Annotated in this window: 20 protein-coding genes; 9 read left to right on the forward strand and 11 right to left on the reverse strand. The window is 47.1% G+C overall.

The features are described 5' to 3' along the window. Positions 1-49: 49 nt before the first annotated feature. From H6F56_RS02160 to recA, 5 genes are all read right to left on the reverse strand, one after another. A complete protein-coding gene (locus H6F56_RS02160; protein WP_190665204.1) occupies positions 50-1150 on the reverse strand; it encodes a tetratricopeptide repeat protein in 1101 nt (366 codons plus the stop codon). 296 nt (positions 1151-1446) lie between these two features. After that, positions 1447-2205, reverse strand: coding sequence for a 16S rRNA (uracil(1498)-N(3))-methyltransferase (locus H6F56_RS02165; RefSeq protein WP_190665205.1), 759 nt, complete (start codon positions 2203-2205; stop codon positions 1447-1449). A 168-nt stretch (positions 2206-2373) separates the two neighbouring features. Next, positions 2374-4383 carry a sulfite reductase, ferredoxin dependent gene (gene sir, locus H6F56_RS02170; RefSeq protein WP_190665206.1) on the reverse strand — a complete coding sequence of 670 codons (2010 nt, stop codon included), beginning with the start codon at positions 4381-4383 and terminating at the stop codon, positions 2374-2376. 420 nt (positions 4384-4803) lie between these two features. Continuing rightward, positions 4804-5334, reverse strand: coding sequence for an outer membrane beta-barrel protein (locus tag H6F56_RS02175; RefSeq protein WP_190665207.1), 531 nt, complete (start codon positions 5332-5334; stop codon positions 4804-4806). A 664-nt stretch (positions 5335-5998) separates the two neighbouring features. After that, positions 5999-7081: a recombinase RecA gene (gene recA, locus H6F56_RS02180; protein ID WP_190665208.1), complete on the reverse strand. Its 1083-nt coding sequence runs from the start codon at positions 7079-7081 to the stop codon at positions 5999-6001. On the opposite strand from recA, the gene H6F56_RS02185 reads away from it, so the two are divergent. Continuing rightward, positions 7080-7223, forward strand: a complete 144-nt coding sequence (locus H6F56_RS02185; protein ID WP_190665209.1) for a hypothetical protein — start codon at positions 7080-7082, stop codon at positions 7221-7223. The two genes, recA and H6F56_RS02185, sit on opposite strands and share 2 nt — an antisense overlap. A 131-nt stretch (positions 7224-7354) precedes the next feature. On the opposite strand, the gene H6F56_RS02190 is transcribed toward H6F56_RS02185, so the two are convergent. Continuing rightward, positions 7355-7624: a hypothetical protein gene (locus H6F56_RS02190; RefSeq protein ID WP_190665210.1), complete on the reverse strand. Its 270-nt coding sequence runs from the start codon at positions 7622-7624 to the stop codon at positions 7355-7357. Between the two features lie 390 nt (positions 7625-8014). Between H6F56_RS02190 and H6F56_RS02195 the strand changes: the two genes are divergently transcribed. Together H6F56_RS02195 and H6F56_RS02200 are read left to right on the forward strand one after the other, a co-directional pair. Continuing rightward, the gene (locus H6F56_RS02195; RefSeq protein ID WP_190665211.1) at positions 8015-8314 is read left to right on the forward strand and encodes an SH3 domain-containing protein; all 300 of its coding nucleotides are present in this window, start codon (positions 8015-8017) and stop codon (positions 8312-8314) included. Between the two features lie 122 nt (positions 8315-8436). Beyond that, positions 8437-8790 (forward strand): DUF4087 domain-containing protein, encoded by a 354-nt coding sequence (locus H6F56_RS02200; protein WP_242031832.1) that lies wholly within the window; start codon positions 8437-8439, stop codon positions 8788-8790. Between the two features lie 205 nt (positions 8791-8995). Here H6F56_RS02200 and H6F56_RS02205 read toward each other — a convergent pair whose 3' ends face one another. Together H6F56_RS02205 and H6F56_RS27250 are read right to left on the reverse strand one after the other, a co-directional pair. Then, positions 8996-10210: a DNA double-strand break repair nuclease NurA gene (locus H6F56_RS02205; protein ID WP_190665212.1), complete on the reverse strand. Its 1215-nt coding sequence runs from the start codon at positions 10208-10210 to the stop codon at positions 8996-8998. Positions 10211-10386: 176 nt separating this feature from the next. Next, on the reverse strand, positions 10387-10569 hold the full coding sequence (locus H6F56_RS27250) for an IS1 family transposase (RefSeq protein WP_190665213.1): 183 nt from the start codon (positions 10567-10569) through the stop codon (positions 10387-10389). Positions 10570-10782: 213 nt separating this feature from the next. On the opposite strand from H6F56_RS27250, the gene H6F56_RS02215 reads away from it, so the two are divergent. Beyond that, a complete protein-coding gene (locus H6F56_RS02215; RefSeq protein WP_190665214.1) occupies positions 10783-10962 on the forward strand; it encodes a hypothetical protein in 180 nt (59 codons plus the stop codon). Positions 10963-11102: 140 nt separating this feature from the next. Next, complete coding sequence (locus H6F56_RS02220) at positions 11103-11525, forward strand: ester cyclase (RefSeq protein WP_199312531.1); 423 nt, start codon at positions 11103-11105, stop codon at positions 11523-11525. Positions 11526-11695: 170 nt separating this feature from the next. Here the strand turns inward: H6F56_RS02220 and H6F56_RS02225 are convergent, their stop codons facing one another. Continuing rightward, entirely contained in the window at positions 11696-12478 is a 783-nt protein-coding gene (locus H6F56_RS02225) for an HAD family hydrolase (protein WP_190665215.1), read from the reverse strand. Between the two features lie 686 nt (positions 12479-13164). Between H6F56_RS02225 and H6F56_RS02230 the strand changes: the two genes are divergently transcribed. From H6F56_RS02230 to rlmN, 4 genes are all read left to right on the forward strand, one after another. Beyond that, a complete protein-coding gene (locus H6F56_RS02230; RefSeq protein WP_190665216.1) occupies positions 13165-16692 on the forward strand; it encodes a PAS domain S-box protein in 3528 nt (1175 codons plus the stop codon). Between the two features lie 118 nt (positions 16693-16810). Further along, entirely contained in the window at positions 16811-20308 is a 3498-nt protein-coding gene (locus tag H6F56_RS02235) for an amino acid permease (protein WP_190665217.1), read from the forward strand. Positions 20309-20584: 276 nt separating this feature from the next. Then, the gene (locus H6F56_RS02240; RefSeq protein ID WP_190665218.1) at positions 20585-23488 is read left to right on the forward strand and encodes an ATP-binding protein; all 2904 of its coding nucleotides are present in this window, start codon (positions 20585-20587) and stop codon (positions 23486-23488) included. 56 nt (positions 23489-23544) lie between these two features. Next, positions 23545-24576 (forward strand): 23S rRNA (adenine(2503)-C(2))-methyltransferase RlmN, encoded by a 1032-nt coding sequence (gene rlmN / locus H6F56_RS02245; RefSeq protein WP_190665219.1) that lies wholly within the window; start codon positions 23545-23547, stop codon positions 24574-24576. A 272-nt stretch (positions 24577-24848) separates the two neighbouring features. Here rlmN and H6F56_RS02250 read toward each other — a convergent pair whose 3' ends face one another. Together H6F56_RS02250 and H6F56_RS02255 are read right to left on the reverse strand one after the other, a co-directional pair. After that, the gene (locus tag H6F56_RS02250) at positions 24849-25028 is read right to left on the reverse strand and encodes a replication restart DNA helicase PriA (RefSeq protein ID WP_190665220.1); all 180 of its coding nucleotides are present in this window, start codon (positions 25026-25028) and stop codon (positions 24849-24851) included. Positions 25029-25523: 495 nt separating this feature from the next. Further along, a complete protein-coding gene (locus H6F56_RS02255; RefSeq protein WP_190665266.1) occupies positions 25524-26735 on the reverse strand; it encodes a tetratricopeptide repeat protein in 1212 nt (403 codons plus the stop codon). Between the last annotated feature and the right edge of the window lie 10 nt (positions 26736-26745).

The raw sequence follows: 26745 nt of genomic DNA on the forward strand, positions 1-26745 counted from the left end.
TTGGATTTTGGATTGGCAACCAATTTAAAATTTAAAATCTAAAATCTGCTTAGCCTTTGTTCTTGAGGAAAACTAAGCAACTATACAAATGGAATGCCGCATCCCAATTACTCGGCTCTCTGCGAAATAAATCGATGTAAGGCTTGATTCGTTCCAGCAGTTCGGGATAATCTTGAGCCGTTTCTCCAAAAAAGTTGAAATTAGCCCACACCGGCGCTTGAGATAGATTGCGATTGAATAAATCGAGCAAAGCATTCCAGTTGAAACGATTCGTCACTTGGCCGGCTTGAGGGGCATTTTTCTGAGTTTGAGCCAACTCAATCCCCTGCTGGAAGTCGTAACTAAAATCGCAAAATCGGAGAATGCAGCGTCTGCCTGGTAAATGCAGATCGCAAAATAGCGCATAATCCTGAGTCGCTTCTTTCCGCTCCACTTCGTTGCGACTCACGTTATACTCCACAATTTGTTCAAAAATCGGCAAAAGTCCTTCCGCACGCTGGCTGATTTCCGACCATTGAAACGTTAAAGCACCGAGCCGATCATTTTCATCTTTGCAGACAACAATCGGTTGAGGGGAAACTGCCTGGAAATGACTGACGCGAAAGACATGAATTTTCTCAATATCCGCTAAGGAGGCCCAAAAGTTGGGAATGCCGCCGCTTAGCAGTTCTTGAGAGTAAACTTTCAGTTCTCCAATCGTGCCGGCGCGGTAAGCTCTCCAACCTCGGCTCGGCAAGTGCAACCGCGCCGTATAGGGATCAAGCTTCATAATTCGGGCAAAATTCTGAGCCGCTTTTGTTTTTGCTTCCGCACTAATCGGTTCTAAGACGAGTAACCCCGGTTCAGCATTTTGAGGGTCAGTTTTCGCTTGAGCAATTGCTTGAGCGTGCTGGTCTTTTTCCATTTCTTCAAGACGCTGCAACCCCTGACGCGCTTGTACTAAAACCTTGGCAATCGTGGTGCCGCGTAGCAATTGCCGGTAAACTTTTTCTGCCATTTGTGGTTTGCCGGTGCCTTCATGCAAGCGCCCGACATAAAACTGCACCCAAGGATCATTCGGCGACTCGTTGAGTAGCTGTTTAAGTAAACCTGCTGCCGTTCGGTAGTCTTTGCGCTCAAGAGCTTCGGCAACTCGATCAATATCGCTCATAAAGGTTTGCCCGGTTCGGGTGGAGAATTAAATACTTGAAACGATAATTAAACAGAGGTATTCTTAATTTTTAGTGGCTAATTGTTAATTGTTTATACCAATTTAACTTAATCCTAAAACAGGTAGTTAAGTTTCCCCCCTTTTTTTACAGTGCTTCATCAAAAAAAATAAAGATAACTCGTCTGTGTCTGCCGGCGCTAGCATCCGCCTATGCCTAACGGCACGCTACGGTATCATCTGTGTTTATCTGATGTGGTTAAAAAAAATTTCCCCAACTCTACACAAATAGAAACGTATTAATTTTTTAATTCCCAAGCTGCTGCCAGGAGCGACAAAGCAACAACCGGCGCAGTCACAGCTCTAAGAATACGACGCCCTAAAGACACAGGTTGAAAACCGGCTGCAATCGCTGCTTCTACCTCTGCCGGCGTCCAGCCGCCTTCAGGGCCGGTGGCAATCACAATTTTAGATTTTAAATTAGAAATTTGAGGCTTTTCCGCTAACAGACAATCCAGTAAATGGGGAGACTCACCACGAGCGACACAAATATATTGCCGATCTGTTTCTTTTAAAAAAGAACTCTTGACAAATGACAAACCTGTGGTGAATTCGTTTACTTCTTGAATAGCAGGAATAATTTGGCGTTCTGATTGCTCAGCTGCCTCTTGGGCAATGCGCCGCCAGCGTTCAAGCTTCTGCGAACTGGGGTTAAGCAGAGTGCGCTCACTCAACACCGGCATCATGTAACTCACCCCTATCTCTGTACAGTGACGCACGATCTCATCAAAGCCATTGCCTTTTGGCAACGCCACCATCAGCGTCACCTCCACCGGCAGCTCAGTTTGTGCCGCCGGCATCAGCTCTAAAATTTGCGCTTCTTGGAGCGAGATGAGTTCAGCAAGCCACCATTGCCCCTGTGGTTCCATCGCCACAAAGCGATCACCCCCCCGCAACCGCAAGACACGTCCCAAATAATGCTGTTGTTCAGCACTCAGGAGAATTTGCTGGTTGTGGAGTTGAGAGGGGGTGATCGCTAGCCGTTGTAGTTGAGCCAATTAAAAATTGAGGACACAGAGCACAGGATAAAGGATACAAGAAAAGCACTAGCCTTTAGCCCTGGAATCAGCAATGAGGGAATAGGGCAAGGCTGCGCCAACCTAAAGGTAGGGGAATAGGGAATAGGGGAGAAATCCCCTTCTCTTCTCCCTAGCCCCTAGCCCCTCTTACCCCTCTCCCTTGGCAGTTTTCAGGTAAGATTCGATGATCTCAGTAGCCAGTTGAACCAGGGGCTTAGCCTGACGCTTTGCCTCTGCTTTTAGCTCTGTGTAAACCTCATGGCGAAGGCTAACGCGATGCCGGATATTCGCATCTGCGGGGGCATTTGCAGAAGTTTCAACTTGGCCGTTTTCCTCGCTGGTGGAGGTAATCTCTTGGTTGTTAGTGTCGGTAGTCTCGGTAGTCATCGTGGAAGCAGCTGAGTAGGTGGTGGTAAATTGACGGATGGCTTGAAAACCGGCCCGATCACAAAAATCCCCAAAACTTTCTGCAGGTTGCCGTTCTTTTTTGAAATAAACAAAAATCGGCTCTAGAAAAGTTTCCAGGTCATTGATATGTAGCCGGTCGTCGTAGGTTTGGGCTAGCCGCGTTTGGCCAGGAGAACCCCCCAGCCAAACCTGATAGGTTTCCGGGGCACGGCCAACAAACCCTAATTCCGCCATGTAAGGACGAGCGCAGCCATTTGGGCAGCCGGTCATCCGCACGACAAAATGCTCTTGTTCCATGCCCAGCTTGTCCAACAGCGCCCGAATCCGATCCAGTATACCAGGCATCGCCCGCTCTGATTCGGTCGTGGCCAAGCCACAGGTGGGCAAAGCTGGACACGCCATTGACAAGCGTAGCAAGGGATCGATTTCTTTGAGCTGTTGGATGCCGCGGCTGTTAAGAATCTCTTGAATTTCGGCTTGGCTGGCTGGGTCAATATCATACAGCAGAACGTTTTGATGGGGCGTCAGCAGCATCGGCACGTTGAACTTCTGTACAATTTCCCGCAGGGCAGTTTTTAGCTGGAATTGGTCTTCATCTTTAATCCGGCCATTTTCCACGGAAATGCCCACAAACAGTTTGCCATCTCCCTGTTCGTGCCATCCTAGGAAGTCTAAATACTTCCACTCAGGCAGCGGTTTTAAAGGCTGGATCGATTTGCCGAAGTAGCCTTCTACTGTGCTGCGGAATTTCTCAACTCCCCATTCCTCAAGGAGATATTTCATTCGCGAATGACGCCGGTCGGCGCGGTCGCCATAATCGCGCTGCGTCGCTACAATGGCTTTCACCAAGTCGTAGACATCTGCTTTGGCAACATAGCCGATTGGATCAGCTAAACGTGCAAATGTTTCTTCTTTATTATGAGTGCGGCCCAAACCGCCGCCGGCAAATACGTTAAATCCTTCTAATTCCCCTGCTTCATTGGTCATTACCACCAAGCTGAGATCCTGGGAAAAGAGGTCTACTGAGTTATCGCCCGGTACAGTGACGGCGCATTTGAACTTGCGCGGCATATAATGAGTGCCGTAAATCGGCTCCACTGTGTCGTGGAAGATAGTGCCGTTACCGTTACGCTGTCTTGCTGCGACAACTTCTGGGTTTTCTTCAGCAGAAATAACTTTTTCGCCATCCAACCAAATTTCATAATATGCGCCGGTTTGCGGGGTCAGCAGGTCGGCGATGTTATTGGCGTACTCGAAAGCATACTGATAGTCACGGCGGTTTCTGTACGGTGCCGGTGGTCCCATCACGTTACGGTTGACGTCGCCGCAAGCGCCTAAAGTTGACCCCATGTTTTTGATGATGGAGGAGAAAGCCACTTTGAGGTTTTTCTTTAAAATGCCGTGCAGTTGAACGCCTTGGCGAGTGGTGACGCGAAGGGTGTGGTTGCCGTACTCGTCAGACAGTCGGTCTAGTGCGAGATATAGCTGCGGCGGAGTGAAACCACCGGGGTTGCGGGTACGCAGCATGAACTGGTAGTCCTTCTCCTGCCCCTTAACCCGATTATCCCGGTTGTCTTGTTGATACGACCCATGAAATTTGAGAATTTGAATGGCATCTTCAGTGAAATGAGTCGTATCTTCTAGTAATTCACTTGCAACAGGTTCGCGCAAGAAATTGCTGCGTTCCTTAAGACCTTCCACTTTGGAAGGTTTGCGTTCAGTGGGAGTGGGGATGGGAGTTTTAACCATGAGAACGATGCAGTAGAAGTTGGCAAAAGGGCAAGGAGTGGAACAGGGTGTCTCTGTACGTGCGATGATTTCGTCAGGCTGCGCACGATAGAGACTTGCTAGGAAAACAAAAATCTACAGACGCCTAACTCTGGGAATACGAACAACGGAAATCCGGTCGGAATTGTGATGAATACTCTAAGTTTATCATTGCCTGTCCTTTACTGGGACTTTTTTATCAATTATGAGTAAATGTCTAGGGCTAAGCAAATGGGATTGACCGACATTAAGACCTGTTGAGCAGTCTTTCAACAAATTTAATTATATTTTCATAAAGCAAGTAGGGTGAGCATTGCCCACCCTACTGATAAGAAGCTGAGAAACCTTTACAGACGTGCCTACTCGGTTTTCTACAAGCTATTTCAAGTTTTTTGGAAACGATTAGAAGTGATAACCGGCACCAAATTGGAAGCTAAGAGCAGAGGCTGGACTGTTTTGATAAGCATTAATTCCTAGCTTGGCATCTGAGTAAACAACAATGCTTTTAGCGACTTTCGCTTCGACGCCGGTTGTTAGCACGACTGCATCTTTATTGCCGGCAGGCGTAGGTTTTCCATTAGCTTCTACAAAAGAGTAGCCAACGCCGGCATAAAGATTCGTATTATTGTTAACGGCTAAATCGTAGGAAATAATTGGCATAATTGCACTGGTTTCATTACTGAAAAGCACAGCGCCACGCAGAGACACCGGTACATTTGGAAGTGCATAACGCCCTTGAATATTTCCGCCAAGTGTAGCAGCATCACCATCTTGTCCACCATTGGTAACGCCAGCAGAAACGCCGGCACCAATATAGCTAAATTTATGGGGTTCAGGCTGCGCAGACGCTTTGCCGGCAGTTCCAAAAAGAGGTGCCAAAATCAGAGCGGACAAAGCAGAAATTGTTAAGGCAGACTTGATAGAAAATTTCATAGTATTCTCTCCAATCCTTGAGTTATGATTGTGTTCACTTACCTTTAAAGTCGTCTCCTCAAGTTTAAAAGTTCCAATAATTTTTCAGAAATATATTGACAAAAATCACTAAAAAGACTTTTCTACCTCTCTAAAGTTCCCAAATATTTTTGCTCTCTTGTTTCCCTTTTGCCGCACCCGATGTAAACTATTGAAATGGCATATTAGAGAGCGAATTATTCCCTGGAAGACCGCTTATAGCGCAGGATTAAGATAGTAACCACTGTTAAGAGACTGTTTTTAAACTGTCACAAGTTGCAGCAATATGATTGTTATATGAAATAATTTATAAACAGAAAAACTAGAAGTAACTGAATTAAAAGACTCACTAGAGAAGCTTTTTATTATTCCAAAGAAGACAAGCGCAATTGCCAAACATCCTAGAGAAGCAGGGACTTTTTATTATTCCAAAGAAGACAAGCGCAATTGCCAAACATCCTAAAGAAACAGGGAAACGCAGATAAAAGGCTGGCAGGATGCCGGCACCCCAGATAAATTTTGCGAGGTCACAGCACCGAAAGACACAAAACCCGCATGACAAAGCCTGGAATTGCTTCATCATGCGGGTTTATTTAACCGCTCACCAGCAGCTCAATAGGAACCTCAAGCGCCGGCAAGATAGCAGTTAGTCTTCCTCAATATAGGCTTCATCTTCTTCATCTTCAGCCTCAATCTGCGTAACCGAGTTTGCTGAAACCACAGCACCGAGTTCCAGTTTTTGACGGACGAGCTTCTCAACTTCGTCTGCAACAGCCGGATTGTCTTCTAGATACTTAATCGTATTGTCGCGTCCTTGACCGATGTTATCACCGTTGTAGCTATACCAAGCGCCCTTGCGGACAATCACAGCGGTTTCCTCGGCAATGTCAAGCATACAGCCGACGCGGGAAATGCCCTTGCCAAACAAAATGTCAAACTCGGCAATCCGGAAAGGCGGGGCAACCTTGTTTTTAGCCACTTTGACTTTGGCACGGATACCAAATTCTTCGGTGCCTTTTTTGAGAGTTTGCGCCCGACGAATATCTAGGCGCACCGAGGCGTAGAATTTGAGAGCATTACCGCCCGTTGTGGTTTCTGGGTTGCCGTAGGTAACACCGATCTTTTGGCGCAACTGGTTAAGGAAAATAACCGTACAGCCAGATTTACCGATGTTGCCGGTGATCTTCCGCAGCGCTTGGCTCATCAAACGAGCTTGTAAGCCCATGTGGGAGTCGCCCATATCGCCTTCAATTTCAGCACGGGGCACCAATGCGGCGACTGAGTCAACAACGACGATATCAACCGCAACAGAACGGACAAGCTGATCGACGATTTCCAGCCCCATCTCACCCGTATCTGGTTGGGAAACCAGCAGATTTGCGATATCGACATTCAGCGCGGCGGCATAGGTGGGATCTAGCGCGTGTTCGGCATCGACGAAGGCAGCAATCCCACCGGCTTTTTGCACTTCTGCGATCGCGTGCAGCGCCAGAGTCGTTTTCCCAGAACTCTCAGGACCATAAATTTCAATAACCCGTCCCTTGGGCAAGCCTCCGCCCAAGGCTAAGTCTAAAGTGAGTGCGCCGCTGGGGATGGTCTCCACCTTCATGCGGGTGGCATCTCCAAGTCGCATAATTGACCCTTTGCCAAAGCTGCGCTCAATTTGGTTGAGCACCATGTCCAAAGCTTTTTGCTTTTGGGCTTTATCAGTGGATTCTGTTGTTGCCATGCCTCGCCTCAAGGTGAGAATTGTGGGTCGTTTGGATTTGGATGAGAGTTTTATTTTAACGTTTCGCTGGGGGGGTGGGGTGCTGGGAAATACCGAAGAAGAGAGGGAGTGTGGGCGAGGAGGCGAGGGGGAGTGTGGGTGAGGGGGCGAGGGGCAGATTTAGGGGGCTAAAAGCAAGCTGGTATCTGCGATCTGCGTTTGTTTAAATTTTTGTTAAGCCTTTTAAGTTTCGCACCGGCACTGAAGCTGGCTAAGTATTTCTGCCCTGTTTGTCTACGCTTTTGTCGGCACTTCAGCATCGGTGACAAATTTTTGCCAAAACCATAGTTCAGGTTCCAATACCAGATGCCGGTTAACATCGCGCACAGCAACGGGGTGATATCCCTGCTGACGCCATTCTTTACGCTTGATATCAGGCAGGCGAGTCACTAAGACGCAGTGGTGCTTATTGAAGACAGCAACATAAGTGCCGTCGCGCCGGTAAATTCTATCGGCCACCCAAAATCCTTTCACTTGTTGGGCTTTGACGATTCCTACCGGCAAAATCTCCTAATTGTTGTTTAAATCTTCCTACTCCAGGCCGGCAAGCACCAAACCTCAAAGAATTTACGGGCCGCTTCCCGCATTAGTTGATAATTGCGTAGATGTTCAGGGGCCAAATCAGCCATTTCGTTGCTGAGTTGGTCAAAGAATCTGTCTGCACCAGACTTCTACAGTCTTTTCCGACTGTCTCGAAACAGTCTCAAGCCGATGCGTTCGCCCTGAATATACTGGTGGCACTCACACTGTCTGGTATGCCATTATCCTTTTGTGCGAATTTTTGTATCATTTAAGCCCCTCGAAAATCTCACACACAAGAATAGTTCCGTGATTCCCCGGTCGCTAGCAGTTAACTCACCCTCAATACTAAAAAGAGAATTAACTGCTCCAACCATGAAAACAAAGTCCTCGCTTCTACTGATTTTAGCTGTCTTAGCTTCTTCTCTTGCTATTGCGCTACCCGCTAAAGCCATTTGCAAAGTAACAGACCCAACAGGAACTCCACTTAATGTGCGTGATCGGCCAAGCGGTGAAGTTATAAATACCCTTCGCAACGGTTGGATCGTGTACATTGAAGACTCAGCAACCGACGACCAAGGCCGTCCTTGGGTTAAAGTAGGCAGCTATTCCGAGGAAGGATACGACTCATGGGGTTGGGTTATTAGAGAGTTTATTAGCTGCTACAAGACTTGAACTCACCTTCCAATTCCAATGAGTTGGACTGCGTCTTTAACACCAGATTTCGGCTGATTTCAGAATATAAATTTTCCTAATTTCAGGGAAAATAGTTGAATAAACGTTTAATGGGTAAAGCAATGAAAAGAAATTGGCTGATTACACTCGCCCTTGTCTCCATCGCACTTCCTGTTAGGGCAGAGGAAACTAGATGTGGATGGCTACATAATCCCACGCCTGCAAACTGGTATCTAGACGATAGAGATAACAATTGGGTTATTTCAATGCAAGGAGGATATCAAGCAGAGGGAATGGACAATATACCCAGTTTTAACGAACAGGAATATGTTAAAACCAATGGTTACTATGGATATGGCTGTGCTTGTTTGGATGTTGAAACAGATAGCAATACGGGGAAAATTCTCACAATTCAGAGTGGTGAAATGTTGCCCTTAAATGCTTGCAGCACAGATCCAAATTTGCCACAAAGATGAGTTTTTGAATAAGCTTTAAAGCTTTCTATATATAGCAGTTCTCAATTGGATGAAAAACTGGGGAAAGTCAAAAAGAGCTTGGAGGGAAGCCCCCAAACTCCCTCCAAATGTGGTGATTTGCTGAGCGGCAAGACCCCCAAAGACAATTGTGAAAGAGCCATTTGGATTTGAAACCCTAGATTGAATACGAACGAGAATTATACGGTTAGGCGATGCTGCCGCGCTTGCGGGCTTCTTTATACGATGTGCCCACATTTTGTAAGCCGGCTCTAATCATCTCTCGTTCCAGCAGTGAAAAGAAACGGGCGCGATCACCTCCTCGCACAACGGCTTGATTGTGAGCTTCTGCAAGTGCAACCGGATAACCATAGCCTTTCTGCACCTGAGCAACGGTTAAACTTAAGGTGGAGTCTAGCAGGTCGGGGTTTTCAGCCACCCACGCCGGCACCTCTATGCGAGCAATTTCAGTCCCGACATGGACATAGCAGAAATATATCGTGTGAGGGCCATACTGATCCAAAATGGGGGCAGAACTGCGCCACAGGGGACTTCGCTGCCCCGGTTCCAGCAAGGAGGCCCATAAGGCAGCATCTCGCAAGGGTTCAAAAACCTGGCAGGGTGCTTTGATCGGTTTGCCGGCAGCGTCTAAAGGCATCGTCGGCGGGCAATGGGTGACGCAGTTAGGAACTTCGTGAGGGCAAGCTTCCAAGCGCAGAAAGTTGATCGCTTCAATGCTGCGGGAGGCGCTGAGATATCCGACAATCGGAATTTGAGCGGCTTGTAGCTTGTCCCAGGCATCGAGAATTGTGCAGAGGATGCGATCGCGTGCCTCAGTTGGCAGCGGTTCTAAAAACCAGTAAATTAGCGAACCGTCCACCATTGCGATGGTTGGCACCGGCAGCGCGGGAGCTGGTGCCCACACATTACAGGCTAGTTCTGCTAATATCGTTGCCTCCGATGCCGTGCGCCGGTAGCCCATCCACTCTTCTGTGCGAATTCCCCATTGCCGAGATTCATAAAGGTCTTCGGGCCGGTAGAATACTTCGGGAAGGCTGTCTAAAAGGGGATGCCGACTTTCGCCATAGTGCAATACCACTCTGCCCACGTTAATTAAATAGCAGTATGCGATTTCATGGTGGTTCGGGGCAATTTGAGAGCCATCTGTGGCAATGACGGTGTGGACAGGTGGTGCCGGCGCAATGTAGACGCGAGTTTGTAAATCCTCAACCGGCTCGGCAGCGGTAAAGATCAGGCGATTTCGCCAAGCTTGTTGTTTCGTGACTAATTCCGCATAATGAGCTTCGGCTCTGTGCATCAGGTGCTGGGCTAAGTCTAAGCGGTGGCGACCTGCATGGGCCTCTTGGGTGAGATGCTTACTGATGCCGGGAAGTTGCCGTGCGAGTTGTGTGAGATCAAGCATAATAATTCAGGGTTAATCATTAGAGGTGAGTGGTTTTCTCATCACGACTTTGTTCTAAGCCACTAACCTGTCTCATGATTTTATGCAATTTCAAAGCAAAATGGGATGAAATTTTAGATTGCTATGTTAATCAGCATCTAATTTGCCAATTCCTGCCGATTAAAATATCTCCCTCTCTATTTTGCTTGACATTGTAGAAAATCGGCGTTGCTGGAAAAGAACTTAAAGGTTTCGCTACTGCGATCTCCAATGATCCATGCCAAAATACCTGCCTGTTTGTGGTTAACAGCAGTCCAAATCCATAAGTTGTTGCGCTTATTGCCAACAAAGGTCAGGAATCTCTTCAGACTTTGGGACATTTGGCAGTGATAACCCAGCTTCTCGCACCCAATGCAAGATGGTCGTCTGGTGGATTTTAGTGACTCGTTCAATCCCTCTGAGTCCCAAGAGAAGAAAGATGCATCTTCAAGTATATTTGCTTGACATCGTTGGAATACTGCCAGGGCCGGTAATGCTCAAGAAACTAGCGAGGATTGAGTTATGGTGTACCTTTTATAGACAACCGTTGTCCGGTGCAATTTCCTATCCGAGCTACAGCCAATATTGATGAATCCTCCGCACGAGGCATCTACTATTACGAGGATGAAAGGGACGGTGTGGAGGTTTGTTGGTGTTTTGCTAGTCCAGAGGAAGCAGAAGCTGATACGTTTCGGCGTCCTAAAAAGAAACCACCGAAACAGCAACCTAGGTGAAAGTTAATTACACAGTAAGCACAGAGGGCTAACAAGTCAATAAAGCGGTTTTTATTTGGTAGCATAGCGGTTGTTTACCAGCGCTTAGCATTACCGTTTTGCAGCAAAATAATAATTGGTAGCAGTTGATAGCTTTTAGTATGATTATCGATATGAAGTCACCCAAAGAAGTTCTACACGACTGGGTTGCTGCGTATAACGCTCGCGACCCTTACAAACTTATCGATCTTTATCACGATGACGCTATCAACCATCAGGTTGCGTTTGGTGATCCTCTCCAGGGACGCGAGGCACTGCTTGAGAGTTTCATCGCCTTCTTCAACGCTTTTCCAGACAACTACACGCATCCTGAAAATATCTTCGAGGATGGTGAGTGGGCGATTATCGAGTGGAGCGGTGGCGGCACATTCTTGGGTGAGCTTGGGGGCAACGCACCAACCGGCAAACGTTTCACACTGCGCGGGTGTGGCTTCTTTCAGATCCTTGAGGGCAAAATCTGTTTCCAGCGTGGCTACATCGACAAGTACACTTGGTTCACGCAAATAGGTTTACCAGTCTCATAAACTTGTAAGTGCTACACAACGGCTAAGTTTAATTGTGCTACTCCAATTCGGCCCTTAATATTGAAGTGTTCACTGCCTTACTGCTGCACTATTTGAAGTATCGGACAGTTTCTCTTCCTGGTTAAATCATTCCTCCTTTAGGAACGCCAGAAAATCAAATACTGATTCGCTTAAGGCCACGCTGCAAACTCTTGAGAGAATTGAGAGAGAGACAGCAGATTGATGTGTGGGGTTGCACCGGCAGCTTCCCGCTCAACGGCTGTATTGTAACCCCAATCTGCCAGAAAAAGCCTAACCTGGGTGAGGTCTGGCTGCTGCTGCACGATTTGCAATGTTTTGAGCCGGTCTTCTACAAACCAAATACTCGGTTCATCAGCCGGCGTTTGTAATAATTCTCGCAGAATAAAGTGCTTAGGACGCTGCACTTCTTTGCCAAAGATACAGGCATCTGGCAGTTCAATGTCTTGTTCCTGCAGCAGTTGCCGAACGAAACGCCCTTCTTTGGTGGTAATAATGACTAAACGCACCGGCAACTGCAACAGATGCCGCAATCTTTCGATGACACCGGGATAAAAGCGGTGGTAACTTAACCAGTCTGCTACATCAGTGGCGATCCATTCATCCCGCAGCCGATCAAGTTGCCTGCCGGTGTCTGAGGGTTGCAGTCCTTCTTCTAACAACAACTGCGGCGCAATTGTTTGCCACTCCAGCAGGATTTTCTCTTCAGGAACACCTAATACCAAGGCGCGGATTAGCACCGGCATCTCCCAGCCGGTTTCGATCACAGGTCGTAGCCGGTAAAATATGGGGGCTAACTCTGCCGGTGGTGTGGTGTCTGCCGGTGTCCAGATTTGACAGTAGGTGCGCCATGCAGCTTGGAAATACTCAAGCAGTCCATCACAAAGGACGCCATCAAAGTCAAGCGCGAGAATTGTGGGAGGGTTCGCCGGCATGGTTTGTCGAGATGCAACGTCGCTGTCTATGATCGCACAGTTGAGCAAAGCGTAAGTGCAACATATCTGCACTCAGCAAGGCAGTAGGAGAAACTTAAATTATCACTTCAGTATTTATCTGGATTTTTGCTCAAAACTTGCATGAGTTTTAATCTCAAAATTTCCTTGCTTGTTTAAATTAAGCAATTCCTACTCTAAAATTTAAAATTCAAAATAGAAGGCCGGCAGATTAATCGCTGCCTTTTTTTTATCTTAAAGTAAAAAATTATAAATAGCAAAGAAATAGTGAATTAATCTAAACAGTGTTTCGCACCGCATCCTAAGTACGAAGATTTACATACATTACTTATCCGTTAAATTACATAGATAAATCTCAATAAATTCACGGATAAATAATAATGATGAGTCTGCTTGTTTTGTAAAGTTCTGAGTTTCGATAACTTCAGAAAAAAGCTTTTCCTAACGTGTTTTCATGCATAATCTTGCAATCTTCTAGAGCAAGACTTTTAACTCTAACGTGAAGTTTTAATGAAGGATAATCTGAATAAAGCACTTAAGTGGTAAAAAAAAGAATCAAGCAATATCACTGCTATTACTTCATATAAATCGCTAATATCATGTCAAGCGCGTCACCTGTTAAGGTTAGTTTTAACCAAAAGAATGCAAGGATAAATCAGACCTCAGCCATGCGGCTGCCCCGAAGCCTCAGCGCCCTTGAAACTTGGGGCTTTGGTCTGACAGGTCACTTGGCATGGATTGGCACCGCACCGCTGATGCACGCTGCGCTTGGCCCCTCTGCAATTTTCGTGTGGTTGCCGGCGGCAGTTGTGGGGGTGTTACTAAACTTGCAGGTGAAACGCTTAGGGGAAGAGTGGCCAGATGTATCGGGCGGAACCCCTAATTATGCAACCAGGCTGCTCTCGAAGTATCCAGGTCTGGGTCGCTATATGGCGATCGCATACTTCATCGGCTGGGCCGGCTATTTGCCGATCAACCCAATCATCCTCACGGCGCTGGTTAAAGCCAACCTAGAACCCTTGGGCATTGCTTGTCCCGAAACCGCTCTCAAAATCGGATTCACGCTAATCGCTTATATTGTGGCGTTGAGCGGCACCCGCACCTTGGGAATTTTGCATACATTTTTCATTTTCCCAGCCGTGGGATTCTTGCTGGTGTTTTGCGTTCAAGGTTTGGGATGGTTAGCTTTCTCGCCGGCTAGTCCGGGACTTTTTCCCAGCAGTTTCTCGCCCTTAACCTTTACTGACTGGGCGAAGTGGTTCTTCTTTGCCGTCTACATTGCTTATGCGTGCGAAACAGGCTCCTCATTTGTCGCTGACAGCCGGCGTCCTGGAGAAACATTGCGAGCTCTCAAGCTGGCCGCTTGCCTAATCCCTGTTGTCGTTCTGGGCGGATCTTGGGTACTCATGCGTTTAGCGACACAACCGGGGCTAGGCGAGGATACATTTATGAATATGTTCGCCGCAGCTAAGCCATTCTGGGGTGAATCAGCCTCTTTGATCGTCACGCTACTAATTGCCTCCAGCAGCCTTCTCGCTTGTGCCACTGCGGTTTCCAACTCTCCCCGCATTTTGTATCAACTAGCCCTAGACGGACACCTTTCACCTGTCTTCACGATCGTTTCCCGGCAGGGTGTTCTGCAACCGGCCTTAATTTTCTCCCTTTTCATCAGCCTGATTTATTTGGCTTGGGGAGATATCTCTCGAATCGTAGTAGTCACCGGCAGTGGCTATATGGCAGCCATGATGTTAGTTCATCTGGGACTATGGCTACGCCGGGATCGGGCAGAAGTGCGCTGGGGTAAGTGGTCACTCGGCTTCTGCATCATGGAGGCACTTGTCCTGCTAGTGGGAGGCGTTGCTTGGAGTTGGCAAGATGTGCTGATCGGGCTGCTGTGTCCTGTCGCCATTTTGAGCGCGGATGCCCTTAGTCGCCGCATTGCCTTTCCACCGTTTCATCCAACGTGGTGGATTGAGCGTTACCGCCGGCGGAGTCGTCAGTTCCAAGATTTTGTTGCCTCTCAGGTACTCATTCTCCTCGTATTAGTTTGTAGTGCAACCGCAATTACCTGGGTGATTCGGGACAAGTTCGAGCGCATCGATCCCCGTGCCGGCAACAATCTTTTAGTTATTTTGCTCCTAACCAGTGCATTTGTCTCGATTGCCGTTGCCTGCTGGACAAGCTTGCCTCAAGTTGCTGCCATTGACGAAGCCCGTCAACACGCTGAAAATCTTTTTATTGCTGCCCTTGACACGGTTCCAGATACGATTCTCGTCGTCGGTGAAAACGGGGAAATTGATCAGGCAAACCCAGCCGCAGAGGCACTCTTCGGCTTAAATGCCCATGAGTTGCTGGGGGAAAACTTGAACACACTTTTGCCCGGTTTAGGACATTCGCCGGCTCAATGGTCAAACCAAAGCGAACAAGCATTGGAACGCTATCAAGGCTTACGCATCATTGAAGCGACAGTTTCCGAGCGTTCAAATCGTAATCTTCCAGAATATATTGTCATTCTGCGCGACATTACAGAGCGCAAACACGCCGAGGCGGTTTTGCACGAAAGCGAAGAACGATTTCGCTTAATGGCAGATACCGCGCCGGTTCTGATTTGGGTTGCCGGCACTGATAAACGCTGTCATTACTTTAATAAAGTTTGGCTAGAATTCACCGGCAGAACAATGGAGGAAGAAGCCGGTCATGGCTGGCTCGAAGGTGTTCATCCTGAAGATAGACAACAGTGTTTAGAAACCTATATTACTGAATTTGACGCCCGCCAAAGCTTCCGAATGGAATACCGTATCCAGCGTGCTGACGGCGAGTATCGCTGGATCTTGGATACTGGAAATCCTCGGTTTTTACCAGATGGCAGCTTTGCCGGCTACATTGGCTCCTGTATTGACATTACTGAACGCAAGCAGATCGAGTCAGCGCTACAAGCATCTAACCAGAGAACTGTAAATATTTTGGAAAGTATCACTGATGCCTTTTTGGCTCTAGATCGGCAGTGGAACTTTACTTATATCAACCGACAAGCGCTTCATTTTTTTCAAAGAAGTACACCCGAAGAACTCCTCGGCAAGAATATTTGGCAGGAATATCCGCAAACAAGCGATTCGCTCTTTTACCATCAGTATCACAAAGCTGTCGCTCAACAAATTCCTGTAGCGTTTGAGAGCTACTCTCCACGTTTAAATATTTGGCTTGAAGTCCGCGCCTATCCGGCTGAAGATGGGCTTTCTGTTTACTTCCGTGACATCACTGAGCGCAAGCAAGCGGAAGAAGCCCTACAAACATCAGAAGCTCGTTTGAGAGCGCAAGCAACGCAGCTAGAACAAACACTGCAAGATTTACAGCGAACTCAAACTCAACTGATCCAGACAGAGAAAATGTCAGGTCTTGGTCAGTTGGTTGCCGGGGTTGCTCACGAAATTAACAATCCGGTTAACTTTATTTATGGCAACATCACTCACGTCAGCGAATACGCTCAGGAACTCCTGAATTTAATACACCTTTTCGAGCAGGGTTATAGCTACAGCGATCCTGAAATTCAAGATTCTATTGACAAGATGGATCTTGATTTTATTATTGAGGATATGCCCAAGACCCTGTCTTCTATGAAAGTGGGAGCTGAACGTATCCGAAATATTGTGCTGACGTTGCGGAATTTCTCCCGGCTTGACGAATCAGATATGAAGCCGGTTGACATCCATGAAGGCATCGAAAGCACGCTGTTAATTTTGCAGAATGCGTTGAAGAACAAACCAGATTCTCCTGGTATTGAAATTATCAAGAAATATGAAGCGTTACCTCTGGTTGAATGTTATGCCGGCCAACTCAATCAGGTGTTTATGAACATCCTCACCAATGCCATTGACGCCTTGCATAAGCATGACAAAGAGCGAGCACCTGAACAGATCAAAGAGAACCCCAGTCAAATTACAATTCACACGCAAGTGCTGGACAGCAATCGCATAGGAATTCAGTTTAAAGACAATGGGCCAGGAATGAGCGAAAGCGTTCTGGCGCGAATATTTGATCCGTTTTTTACAACAAAACCTGTGGGAGAAGGCACCGGCTTGGGATTATCCATCAGCTATCAAATTATCGCTGACAAGCATAAAGGCCGGCTAGAATGTCACTCAGAACCCGGAGAAGGCGCAGAGTTTTGGATTGAAATTCCCATTAAGCAAAGCTGAGTGGGAGTTAAACGAGCGCACTTGATAGCTGAGTTCAAATCCGCAGAAGCGAGCCGGTGCATCCACTCGATAAAAAGCTCAAATAATCATTCAACTTCTAATCAAAATTTAAGTAAAAATGCCTACGCCGCCTTTTACTGGTGTGGATAATCCTCAGCGCGATTCCACGCGCTTACCCCGTAGCTTGAGTGCGCTGGAAACTTGGGGGTTCGGACTCACCGGCCATTTAGTAGGATGGGTCACCAATGCGCCGGCAATCCACTTAGCGCTGGGACCGGCTGCCATTTTTGTGTGGTTGCCGGCAGTATTCATGGGAGTGCTGTTCAACCTGCAAGTGAAACGCTTAGGGGAACAGTGGCCAGAAATGTCAGGGGGAACGCCCAATTATATAACCAGACTGCTGAGTAACTATCCCGCGCTAGGCCGTTATGCCGCAATCGCCTATTTCTTAGCCTGGGCCACCTTTCCGCCGGCAAGCGCCATCATCCTCACAGAAATTGTCAAAGCCAACTTAGAACCCTTTGGCATTGATTCCCCCGAACTCATTCTAAAAATAGCGTTTACCCTCATCGTTTACATTGTGGCGTTGAGCGGCACCCGCACCTTGGCAATCTTGCAAGCATTTTTCATCTTCCCAGCCATTGGATTCTTGCTAGTCTTTTGCGTTCAAGGTCTGGGCTGGTTAGCCTTCTCACCCAACAGTCCCGGATTTTTCCCCTCCAGTTGGCCGCACCTAACCTGGGTTGATTGGGGCAAGTGGTCTTTCTTCGCAATTATGAGCAGTTGTGGCTGCGAAACTGCTTCCTGTTTTGTTGCTGACAGCCGGCGTCCAGGGGAAACCCTACGATTTCTTTCCTTCGCCGCTTGGCTGATTCCTCCCGTGTGTCTGGGGGGTTCCTGGGTGCTGGCGCGGTTAGCAGCCTCTCCGGGAGTGAATGACAACTCTTACTCGCTTTTAGTAACCTCTGCCACCATGTTTTGGGGCAGTTGGGCAACATTACCTATAACACTCCTGCTCGCCTCAAGCTGTCTAGTGATTGCCGCAACTTCCGTCGCCAATGCGCCTCGCGTTTTATACCAACTCGCGCTAGACGGATACATTTCACCCGTGTTCAGCATCGTCTCTCCAGAGGGCGTTCTGCAACCGGCCCTTATATTCTCCCTTTTCATTAGTCTGATCGCTTTGGGTTGGGGAGATTTAGCCCAACTTGTCGTACTAACCTGTGCGCCGGCGATGGTAATGTTCATGGCATTGCATCTAGGTCTGTGGCTGCGTCGGCTTCAGCCAGAAGTGCGGTGGGGGCGGTTGTCCCTTGGCTTCTTCGCCTTTGATACGCTGGTGCTGGTAATGGTTGGCGTGGGATGGGGTTGGCAAGATTTAGCAATTGGGTTGTTATTGCCGGTGGCAATTGTGGCAGCAGATGCAGTGATCCGCCGTGTTTCCTTGCCACCCTTCTCCCCACAGTGGTGGGTGAGGAAAACCCCTGTGCCTTACCATCGCCAGTTTAAAGATTTTTTGGTGCTTCAGGTCGTTACCCTACTCGTATTAGTCTGTAGCGCTACGGTTATAGGCTGGGCGCTCAGGGCAATATTAGATAGAAGCGCTGACAGTGCCGGCAACGATCTTTTAATTGTTTTATTGCTAACAGTCGCCTTTTTTGCGATTGCAATTGCTTGCTGGACAAGCTTGCCTCAAGTTGCTTCAATTGCTCAAGCGCGGGAACAAGCAGAAAACTTGTTTATTACTGCCCTTGATACCGTTCCGGATACGATTCTCGTCGTGGCTAAAAACGGCGTGATTCTCCAAACTAACCCAGCCGCATCCACACTTTTTGACACCGGCACCGTTGAACTGGTTGGGCGTCATCTTCATGAGTTTTTGCCGGCAATAACGTTGGAGCCAGAGTTAGGGCAAAGCCGAAGTGAACAGATATTCAAGCGAAGTGAACAAGAATTACGCACGCTCGAAGCAACGATTTCACACCGAGCGAATCGAAAGCTACAAGAATATATTGTGATACTGCGCGATGTGACGGAGCGCAAGCAAGTTGAGTTAGAATTGCGGCAAACATTGCAACTTAAAGAAGAACTTGCTGCCACGGCAACTGAGCAAGCCGAACAATTAGAAGGAGCGTTTCAGGAATTGCGGCAAACTCAAGAGCGGCTGCTTCAATCTGTAGAATCTGACCGAGTTTTAACGCACGTTACAGACCAAATTCGCAGAACTTTAGATTTAAAGACAATTCTGGAAACAATTGTGCGAGAAGTCCTCGCGTTACTTCTCACAGATCGAGTTGTCATTTACCAATTCACCCAAGATTGGAAAGGCAAAATTGTTGTAGAAACCGTCAGCGGGGAGTGGCAATTACTTCAGGGAGAGGAGTATGCAGATGAATGTTTTCCCACAGAGTACGCCCGCCTTTACACCTACGGACGCGTTAGAGCCGTTGATAATATTGCTGAGTCAGATTTAAATCCCTGTCATAAAAAGTTTTTGCAAGAACTTAACATTAAAGCCAATCTTGTTGTACCGATTCGGATTGATTATTATTTGTGGGGATTACTAATCGCGCATGAATGTTCTGAGCCTAGGGTTTGGCAGCCGGCAGAAATTGAATTGCTGCAACAATTAGCTAACCAAGCAGCAATTGCGATTCAGCAAGCCGAACTCTATCAACAAAGCTGTTCTGCGGCTCAAACAGCAACCGCTCAAGCTCAGAAACTCGAACAAGCGCTGCAACAGCTTCAACAAGCTCAGGCTCAATTGGTTCAAAGTGAGAAAATGTCTTCGCTCGGTCAGTTGGTTGCCGGTGTGGCGCATGAGATTAACAACCCGGTTAATTTCATTTATGGCAACCTCACGTATGTTAGTGATTATACTCAGGCTCTCATGACGTTAATCAACCTTTATCAAGAAGGTTATTCCCATACTGACCCAAAAATTCAAGACATTATTGAAGAGATTGACCTTGAGTTTTTGCTAGAAGATTTGCCAAAGACGGTCTCTTCCATGAAAATGGGAGCGAATCGCATTCGAGAGATTGTTTTAACCTTGCGAAATTTTTCTCGGCTTGACGAAGCAGATATGAAGCCGGTGGATATTCATGAAGGTTTGGATAGTACCCTTTTGATTTTGCAAAATCGCTTGAAAGCAAAACCGGAATTACCCGGGATTACAATTATTAAGGAATATGGGGAGTTGCCGGCAGTTGAATGTTATGCCGGCCAACTCAATCAAGTTTTTATGAATATCCTGGGCAATGGAATAGATGCCCTGCACAAACATGACGAAGCCCGAACACCTGAACAAATTAAAGACAGCCCCAGTACCATTGCAATTAGCAGCCGAGTTATTGACAGCAATCGCGTAGAAATTCGATTTAAAGATAATGGGCCGGGAATGACAGAAAACATTAAAAAACGAGTATTTGACCCGTTTTTTACAACAAAACCAGTTGGTGAAGGCACCGGCTTGGGATTATCGATTAGTTATCAAATTATTGCAGACAAACATGGTGGGCAGATGAAGTGTAACTCGCAACCGGGCGAGGGGGCAGAGTTTATTATTGAGATTCCTATCAGGCAAAGCGCTTGTGCAAAAGTGAAGATTAGTTAATTCTTTGTTAAGGTAATTAACTCTAGCCGGCTCCATACAAAATAACCATTTTCCTTGGCAGAGGCTTCAAGAACCCAATTTCCTCGTGCCATAAACTGTGACGTCTATAAACGTATACTTTTTGTCGATAAGAGTCTGTGCGGTAAAGCTTTCAAGCCGAAAAATAAAATTAATCGATAACTGAGAACTGCTTAGAAAAATTTCATACAAGCATTTACTGAATTATTTATAATGGTGTATTCAAAATATTTAGCTTTTAACACCTAAAAAATAATAATGCCTACGCAGCCTTTCATGGGTTTAGCCGGCGATCAGCCTATCGCAAAGCCCCTTCCCCGAACCTTAAGCGTCCTAGAAACTTGGGGATTTGGTCTCACTGGCCATCTCTCATGGCTTTTCAGCGTCCCGACAATCGCTGTAGCCCTAGGGCCATCTGCCATCTTCGTGCTATTACCGGCAGTCATTGTGGGGATGCTGCTCAACCTCCAAGTCAGGCGCTTAGGCGAACGTTGGCCAGACATTGCTGGGGGAACGCCCAATTATACCGCTAGGCTACTCAACAACTATCCCCGCCTGGGTCGCTATGCAGCAATTGGTTACTGGAGCGCTTGGATAGCCTTTTTGCCAATCAACGCAATTGGTATTACGGAACTGATCAAGGCCAATCTGGAAACGATGGGAATCGCCTGTCCGGAGACAATTCTAAAAATTGGCTTTACGGTGATCCCCTTTATCTTGGCCTTTAGCGGCACCCGCGCTTTGGCAATCCTGCACTTGTTTTTTATCCTGCCGGCGATAGCATTCCTGTTTACCTATTGCCTTCAAGGTCTCGGCTGGTTAGCTTTCTCTCCAGCGTCTCCCGGATTTTTCCCTTCTGTCCAGACTAGCAGTGTCGCGTCTTTCCAAATCAAAGATTGGATGCAGTGGCTTTTCTTCTCCCTCTGGGCTACCTGCGGCTGTGAAACCGCGTCCTGTTTTGTCGCCGATAGCCGCCGTCCGGGGGAAACTCTGCGTTTTCTCACCTTCGCAGCTTGGTTAATTCCTGTGCTGTATCTGGGTGGTTCCTGGGTAGTCATCCGTTTGGCTACCGAACCGGGAATTGGCGTCAACCCTTTTAGCATCTTGTTAGTAGCGGCCCAACCTTTCTGGGGCAGCTCAGCTTCTTTTCTGGTGACGCTGTTGATCAGCTCAGGCTGTCTTCTCGGCTGCGCCACAGTCGTTTCTAATACACCGCGGATCTTATACCAACTTGCCAAAGATGGGCAGATATCGCCAGTATTTGCAGTGGTTTCCCGCCGGGGTGTCTTGGGTCCTAGCCTTGTGTTTGGCCTTTTACTCAGTTTGGTTTGTTTAATTTGGGGAGACATCACCCGAATCGTTATGGTGACGGGGACGGGTGGGTTTGCCTGTACCCTGATTCTGTTTCTAGGATTGTGGCTGCGTCGAGGCCGGCCTGAAGCACGTTCGCGAAACCGGCGTGAAGCTGTTTGGCCTTGGTGCTGGCTGGGTTTATTTGTATTAGAGGCAGTTGTCTTGATCGTCGCCGGCTTAGCGATCGGCTGGCAAGATATGCTCCTGGGACTTCTTCTTCCCCTTGCTCTTTTAGGAGTGGATGCCGCAATTCGCCGCATTCCCTTTGCGCCATTCCATCCAAACTGGTGGATCAACCGCGATCAAATCAAGCCTCAAGGCCATTTCAAAGATTTTGTAGCAGTTCAGGTGCTAGTCTTGCTGATTTTGGTTTGTGGCGCTGCCTCTGCCAGTTGGTTTATTAAGGCAAAGTTAGATGGGGACGCTGCTAGTGCCAGCAACGATCTGTTTATCGTTTTGCTTATGACGATTGCCTTTGTGGGAATCGCCATCGCTTGCTGGACGAGTTTGCCCCAAGTTGCAGCGATTGCCGAAGCGCGAGAAATCGCTGAAAGTCGCTTTATTACAGCGCTCGATACCGTTCCCGATACGGTTCTCGTCATTAATAACAATGGTGCGATCCGTCAAGCAAACCCAGCCTCCGAGCAACTCTTTGACCTAAAAACCGTTGAGTTAATTGAGCGTCCTCTTAATCATTTCTTTCCACAGTTACCACTGGTTCCGGATTTGTGGCCTAATCGGAATGAACAAACACTGGATCGCGGTGATCGTGGCTTGCGTTTTATTGAATTAACGATTTCTCAACGAGCCAATCGAGAGCTATCAGAATATATTGTTATCCTGCGCGATATAACAGATCGCAAACTTTCTGAGGTGGCTTTGCGGGACTCGGAAGAAACTGCAAGGCAGCAAGCCACTCAACTAGAACTTACCTTGCAAGATTTACGGCGCACCCAAGCACAATTAATTCAAACCGAGAAAATGTCTAGCCTGGGTCAACTGGTTGCGGGGGTCGCTCACGAGATTAATAATCCAGTCAATTTCATCCACGGTAATCTCGCTCATATCAGTGAGTACACAGAGGATTTCCTGAGTTTAATTAACCTTTACCAGCAGGGTTATCGTCATAGTGACCCAGAAATTCAAACCCTTATTGAAGAAATTGATCTTAACTATTTAGTAGAAGATTTACCTAAAATGGTGTCTTCGATGAAAGTCGGGGCGAATCGCATTCGAGAAATTGTTTTAACCTTGCGTAACTTTTCCCGGCTTGATGAAGCTGAAATGAAGGGTGTTAACATTCATGAAGGTCTTGACAGTACGCTGTTGATTTTGCAGAATCGCTTGAAAGAAAAACCAGAACTGCCCAGTATTGAAATTATTAAAAACTATGAGGATTTACCTTTGGTTGAATGCTATGCCGGCCAACTCAATCAAGTCTTTATGAATATCCTCAGCAATGGAATTGATGCCCTACATAACCATGATAAAGAGCGAACCGCTCAACAGATTCAAGAACAGCCCAGTACCATTACTATTCAAACGCGATTGTTAGCCAACACCCGCGTGGTAATTAGTTTTAAAGATAATGGGCCGGGAATGAGCGAAATTGTTCGTAAACGGATATTTGATCCGTTTTTTACAACAAAACCTGTGGGAGAAGGCACCGGCTTGGGATTATCGATTAGTTATCAAATTATTGTAGACAAACATGGAGGCCGGCTAGAATGTGTATCGCAACCCGGAGGAGGGGCAGAGTTTATTATTGAAATCCCGCTCACGCAGAAGCTAAAGCAGCGCGAGAATTAACCGCTTTTCGACTGAAAATGTCATGATGGAAATACAGCATCAGCCGGCAATTTTTTATGTTAGCAGTTTCAACCTCTAAAACTCCCCTGTTAGGGGCTTCTTTGGCAGAGTTAACCGAGTGGGTTCAGCAACAGGGGCAACCGGCTTATCGGGGGCAACAGTTGCATCAATGGATTTATCAAAAAGGGGCGCGATCGCTTTCTGAAATTACGGTATTTTCTAAACAGTGGCGTGAAACGGTTGCAGATTTCCCAATAGGCCGGTCAACCATTCACTACCGCTCAGTTGCCCCGGATGATACGGTTAAGTACCTCCTGACGCTGGCAGACGGTCAAATTATCGAAGCGGTTGGCATTCCCACAGAAAAGCGCCTCACGGTTTGCGTGTCTTCCCAGGTGGGTTGTCCGATGGGCTGCGATTTCTGCGCCACCGGCAAGGGCGGTTTTAAGCGCAATCTCGCCACTCACGAAATTGTTGATCAGGTTTTAACGGTTCAAGAAGACTTTAACCGGCGCGTCAGTCATATTGTCTTTATGGGCATGGGCGAACCCTTGCTGAATACGGATAACGTTCTGGCTGCCTTGCGATCACTCAACGAAGATGTGGGCATCGGACAGCGAAATATCACGGTTTCTACGGTGGGAATCCAAAATCGCATCCGCCAACTGGCAGAACATAAACTCCAAGTTACCCTAGCGGTTAGCCTCCACGCGTCTAATCAAGAGTTGCGTGAACAGCTAATTCCCAGTGCGCTGCGGTATCCTTTGCCAGAGCTTATATCAGAATGTCGGGAATATGTCAAAACAACGGGCCGCCGGCTCAGCTTTGAATATATTTTGCTTGCCGGCATGAATGACTTGCCGGAACACGCAGTTGAACTTGCGGAGTTAATGCGGGGATTTCAATGTCATGTCAATTTAATTCCCTACAATCCGATCAGTGAAGCCGGTTATCAGCGTCCCAGCCAGCAGCGGATTCAATCATTTGTGAAAGCATTGCAAGATCGGAAAGTTGCAGTGAGTGTACGTTATTCTCGCGGTTTAGAAGCGGATGCTGCTTGTGGGCAACTTCGAGCTTCTAAAAGTTAACAATTCCTCGGCTAACTTTTCCCGTGATCATCTCCTAATCTCAGCTTCTTGCCCAAATATCTACAACTAAAGAGGGATGCAGAAAGTAATTTTTTATCTGCATCCCTCTTTAGTTAAGGAATAAGTTACCAGGCGAATGTATAGTTTGCTTAAAAACGCGATTCCCTAAATTCCCCTGAAGGGTTTTATCCAGCATTTTCATCCCTGATTCAGCGTCTAGTTTGGGTGCCGGTAAAGATACCTTTGGTCGTGATGATTTAGGGAGGGAAGAATTACTGGGGGGCGTAGATGCCAGGGGCGTAGGCTTCTACCACTCTGCCGGTGTCAGAGCAGGTAACCATAAAATAGTCACAGGCGGGGCATTGTGTCCGGGTTAATTGACTAATTAACAGGTAGTGGCGCTCAGCATGGCTGCCACAGTTTGGACAGTGAATTGTCATTTTTATCTGCATATTAAACTCTCTCTCTTTAGACGTATACATGAAACAATCTGAAAAAAAAAGGGGTAGAACGTAGCAACAGTTACAGTTCCAAAACACACTCAAGAAAACTTAGCTACTCGATTTATTCAGTGACGAATAAGCGAGTCAAGCCTTTTTAACATTATCTTTTATTATGTCAGTAATAATGCCGAGTGTCAATTTTAGGATTGCGGGGATCGCCTTCTGGGTCAGCGATCCCCGCGATGGATCAATTCCGGACAGAAATTGTCGAGTTCGCTTATATCCGAAATGTTACTTAAAAAGCTAGGAAGAAAACATTAAATTTTTTACAGGATAGACGTTTATTTTTACGTTTATTTATAAATATAAAAGTTGTGTTCTCATGAAAAGCCGGCTGTTGAGTGGGTTGGAATTTAGCTGAGATAAAAACAACAGAAAAGAGCGCAACCAACTTAAGTGATTAAACTGGAGACGCGACTGAGCGCGTCTCGCCTATCTATGAAATTAAACCCGCATTCCCATATCTTTCAAACTTTGGCGCAACTGGCTAGCTGCCGGCGACTGACGTTCCTCGTAAAGTGAAATTGCCTGACGAAACCTGTCTAAACTCTCTACAACATTGCCGGCTTTGAATAAAGCTACGCCCAAATTTTGGTGAGCTTCGGCATAATTTGGATTCAGTTCAATCGCTTGCCGATAAGATGCGATTGCCTCCTTTAAGCGTCCCTTCTCTTTCAAGGCAATGCCTAAATTAAAATGAGCCGTGGCTAAATTGGGTTCTATTTGCAAAGCAGTCTCATAAGCGCTTTTAGCCCCCGTCAGATCGCCGCTTTCCAGCAGTAAATTACCCAAATTGTTATAAGCGCCAAGTTTCAGTTGAGGCAAGAGTCCTTGCTCAAGGGCAGCCCGATAGTGGGATTTGGCTTTAGATATCTGTTGCCGGCGCGCGTAAGCAATGCCTAAATGGTAGTGAAGTTCATACAACACTGGTACCTCCACTGATTTGGGTTCACCCCAGCTAGGCACCCCTTTCAATCCCACCTCTAGCAATTGAATGCCGCGTTCGATCTCACCCATTTGTACATACAAAGCCCCTAACTTACTGCAAGTGTAAGGATCACAAGGGTGCTGAGCGAGATAGCTTTCCATCGCCTGCCGCGCTCTGGTAAATTTGTCTAACGCGGCAATCGTCCCCGGTTTGTAGCCTTCATGCAAAATCGCCACCGGCGCTAAATTAACCACCTGCCATCCCTGAGAAGTTTTCAGCAGGTTGGCAACGCTGTCATCCACCATCGAATGATAAGGATGAGAGAAATAAATATATGGGTGATTGCGAAATAGCCTGGATACCAGAGAGTAAGGAGATTGTGCGGCACCCACCTCTTGACGCATCAAGTTAATTAAGAGGTAGTCCTCATTCTCAATTGCCTCTTTGATCTGCGGCACAACCTCTGGCACCAGCATTTCATCCGCATCTAAGACTAAAATCCAGTCACCCGTCGCATATTTAAGTGATTCATTTCGCGCCGCCGAATAGTCATCGCACCACTCAAAGTTATAGACGTTTGCCCCAAAGTCACGAGCAATCTCAGGGGTGCGATCCGTTGAGCCGGTGTCAAGCACCACGATCTCATCCACCACATCCTTAACACTATCGAGACAGCTTGGCAGCGCCGCCTCCTCATTTTTCACAATCGCGCAAAGGCTCAGTTTCATTTTGTGCCGC

The organism is Microcoleus sp. FACHB-672 (assembly GCF_014695725.1).
Taxonomy (GTDB): Bacteria; Cyanobacteriota; Cyanobacteriia; order Cyanobacteriales; family Oscillatoriaceae; genus FACHB-68.

Bases quoted from the DNA above. Each gene is read 5' to 3' on its own strand.
- H6F56_RS02160 (WP_190665204.1), bottom strand. From the start codon at position 1,150: ATGAGCGATATTGATCGAGTTGCCGAAGCTCTTGAGCGCAAAGACTAC.
- sir (WP_190665206.1), bottom strand. From the start codon at position 4,383: ATGGTTAAAACTCCCATCCCCACTCCCACTGAACGCAAACCTTCCAAA.
- H6F56_RS02175 (WP_190665207.1), bottom strand. From the start codon at position 5,334: ATGAAATTTTCTATCAAGTCTGCCTTAACAATTTCTGCTTTGTCCGCT.
- H6F56_RS02185 (WP_190665209.1), top strand. From the start codon at position 7,080: ATGCCTCGCCTCAAGGTGAGAATTGTGGGTCGTTTGGATTTGGATGAG.
- recA (WP_190665208.1), bottom strand. From the start codon at position 7,081: ATGGCAACAACAGAATCCACTGATAAAGCCCAAAAGCAAAAAGCTTTG.
- H6F56_RS02195 (WP_190665211.1), top strand. From the start codon at position 8,015: ATGAAAACAAAGTCCTCGCTTCTACTGATTTTAGCTGTCTTAGCTTCT.
- H6F56_RS02200 (WP_242031832.1), top strand. From the start codon at position 8,437: ATGAAAAGAAATTGGCTGATTACACTCGCCCTTGTCTCCATCGCACTT.
- H6F56_RS02205 (WP_190665212.1), bottom strand. From the start codon at position 10,210: ATGCTTGATCTCACACAACTCGCACGGCAACTTCCCGGCATCAGTAAG.
- H6F56_RS27250 (WP_190665213.1), bottom strand. From the start codon at position 10,569: ATGTCCCAAAGTCTGAAGAGATTCCTGACCTTTGTTGGCAATAAGCGC.
- H6F56_RS02220 (WP_199312531.1), top strand. From the start codon at position 11,103: ATGATTATCGATATGAAGTCACCCAAAGAAGTTCTACACGACTGGGTT.
- H6F56_RS02225 (WP_190665215.1), bottom strand. From the start codon at position 12,478: ATGCCGGCGAACCCTCCCACAATTCTCGCGCTTGACTTTGATGGCGTC.
- H6F56_RS02230 (WP_190665216.1), top strand. From the start codon at position 13,165: ATGCGGCTGCCCCGAAGCCTCAGCGCCCTTGAAACTTGGGGCTTTGGT.
- H6F56_RS02235 (WP_190665217.1), top strand. From the start codon at position 16,811: ATGCCTACGCCGCCTTTTACTGGTGTGGATAATCCTCAGCGCGATTCC.
- H6F56_RS02240 (WP_190665218.1), top strand. From the start codon at position 20,585: ATGCCTACGCAGCCTTTCATGGGTTTAGCCGGCGATCAGCCTATCGCA.
- rlmN (WP_190665219.1), top strand. From the start codon at position 23,545: ATGTTAGCAGTTTCAACCTCTAAAACTCCCCTGTTAGGGGCTTCTTTG.
- H6F56_RS02250 (WP_190665220.1), bottom strand. From the start codon at position 25,028: ATGCAGATAAAAATGACAATTCACTGTCCAAACTGTGGCAGCCATGCT.
- H6F56_RS02255 (WP_190665266.1), bottom strand. From the start codon at position 26,735: ATGAAACTGAGCCTTTGCGCGATTGTGAAAAATGAGGAGGCGGCGCTG.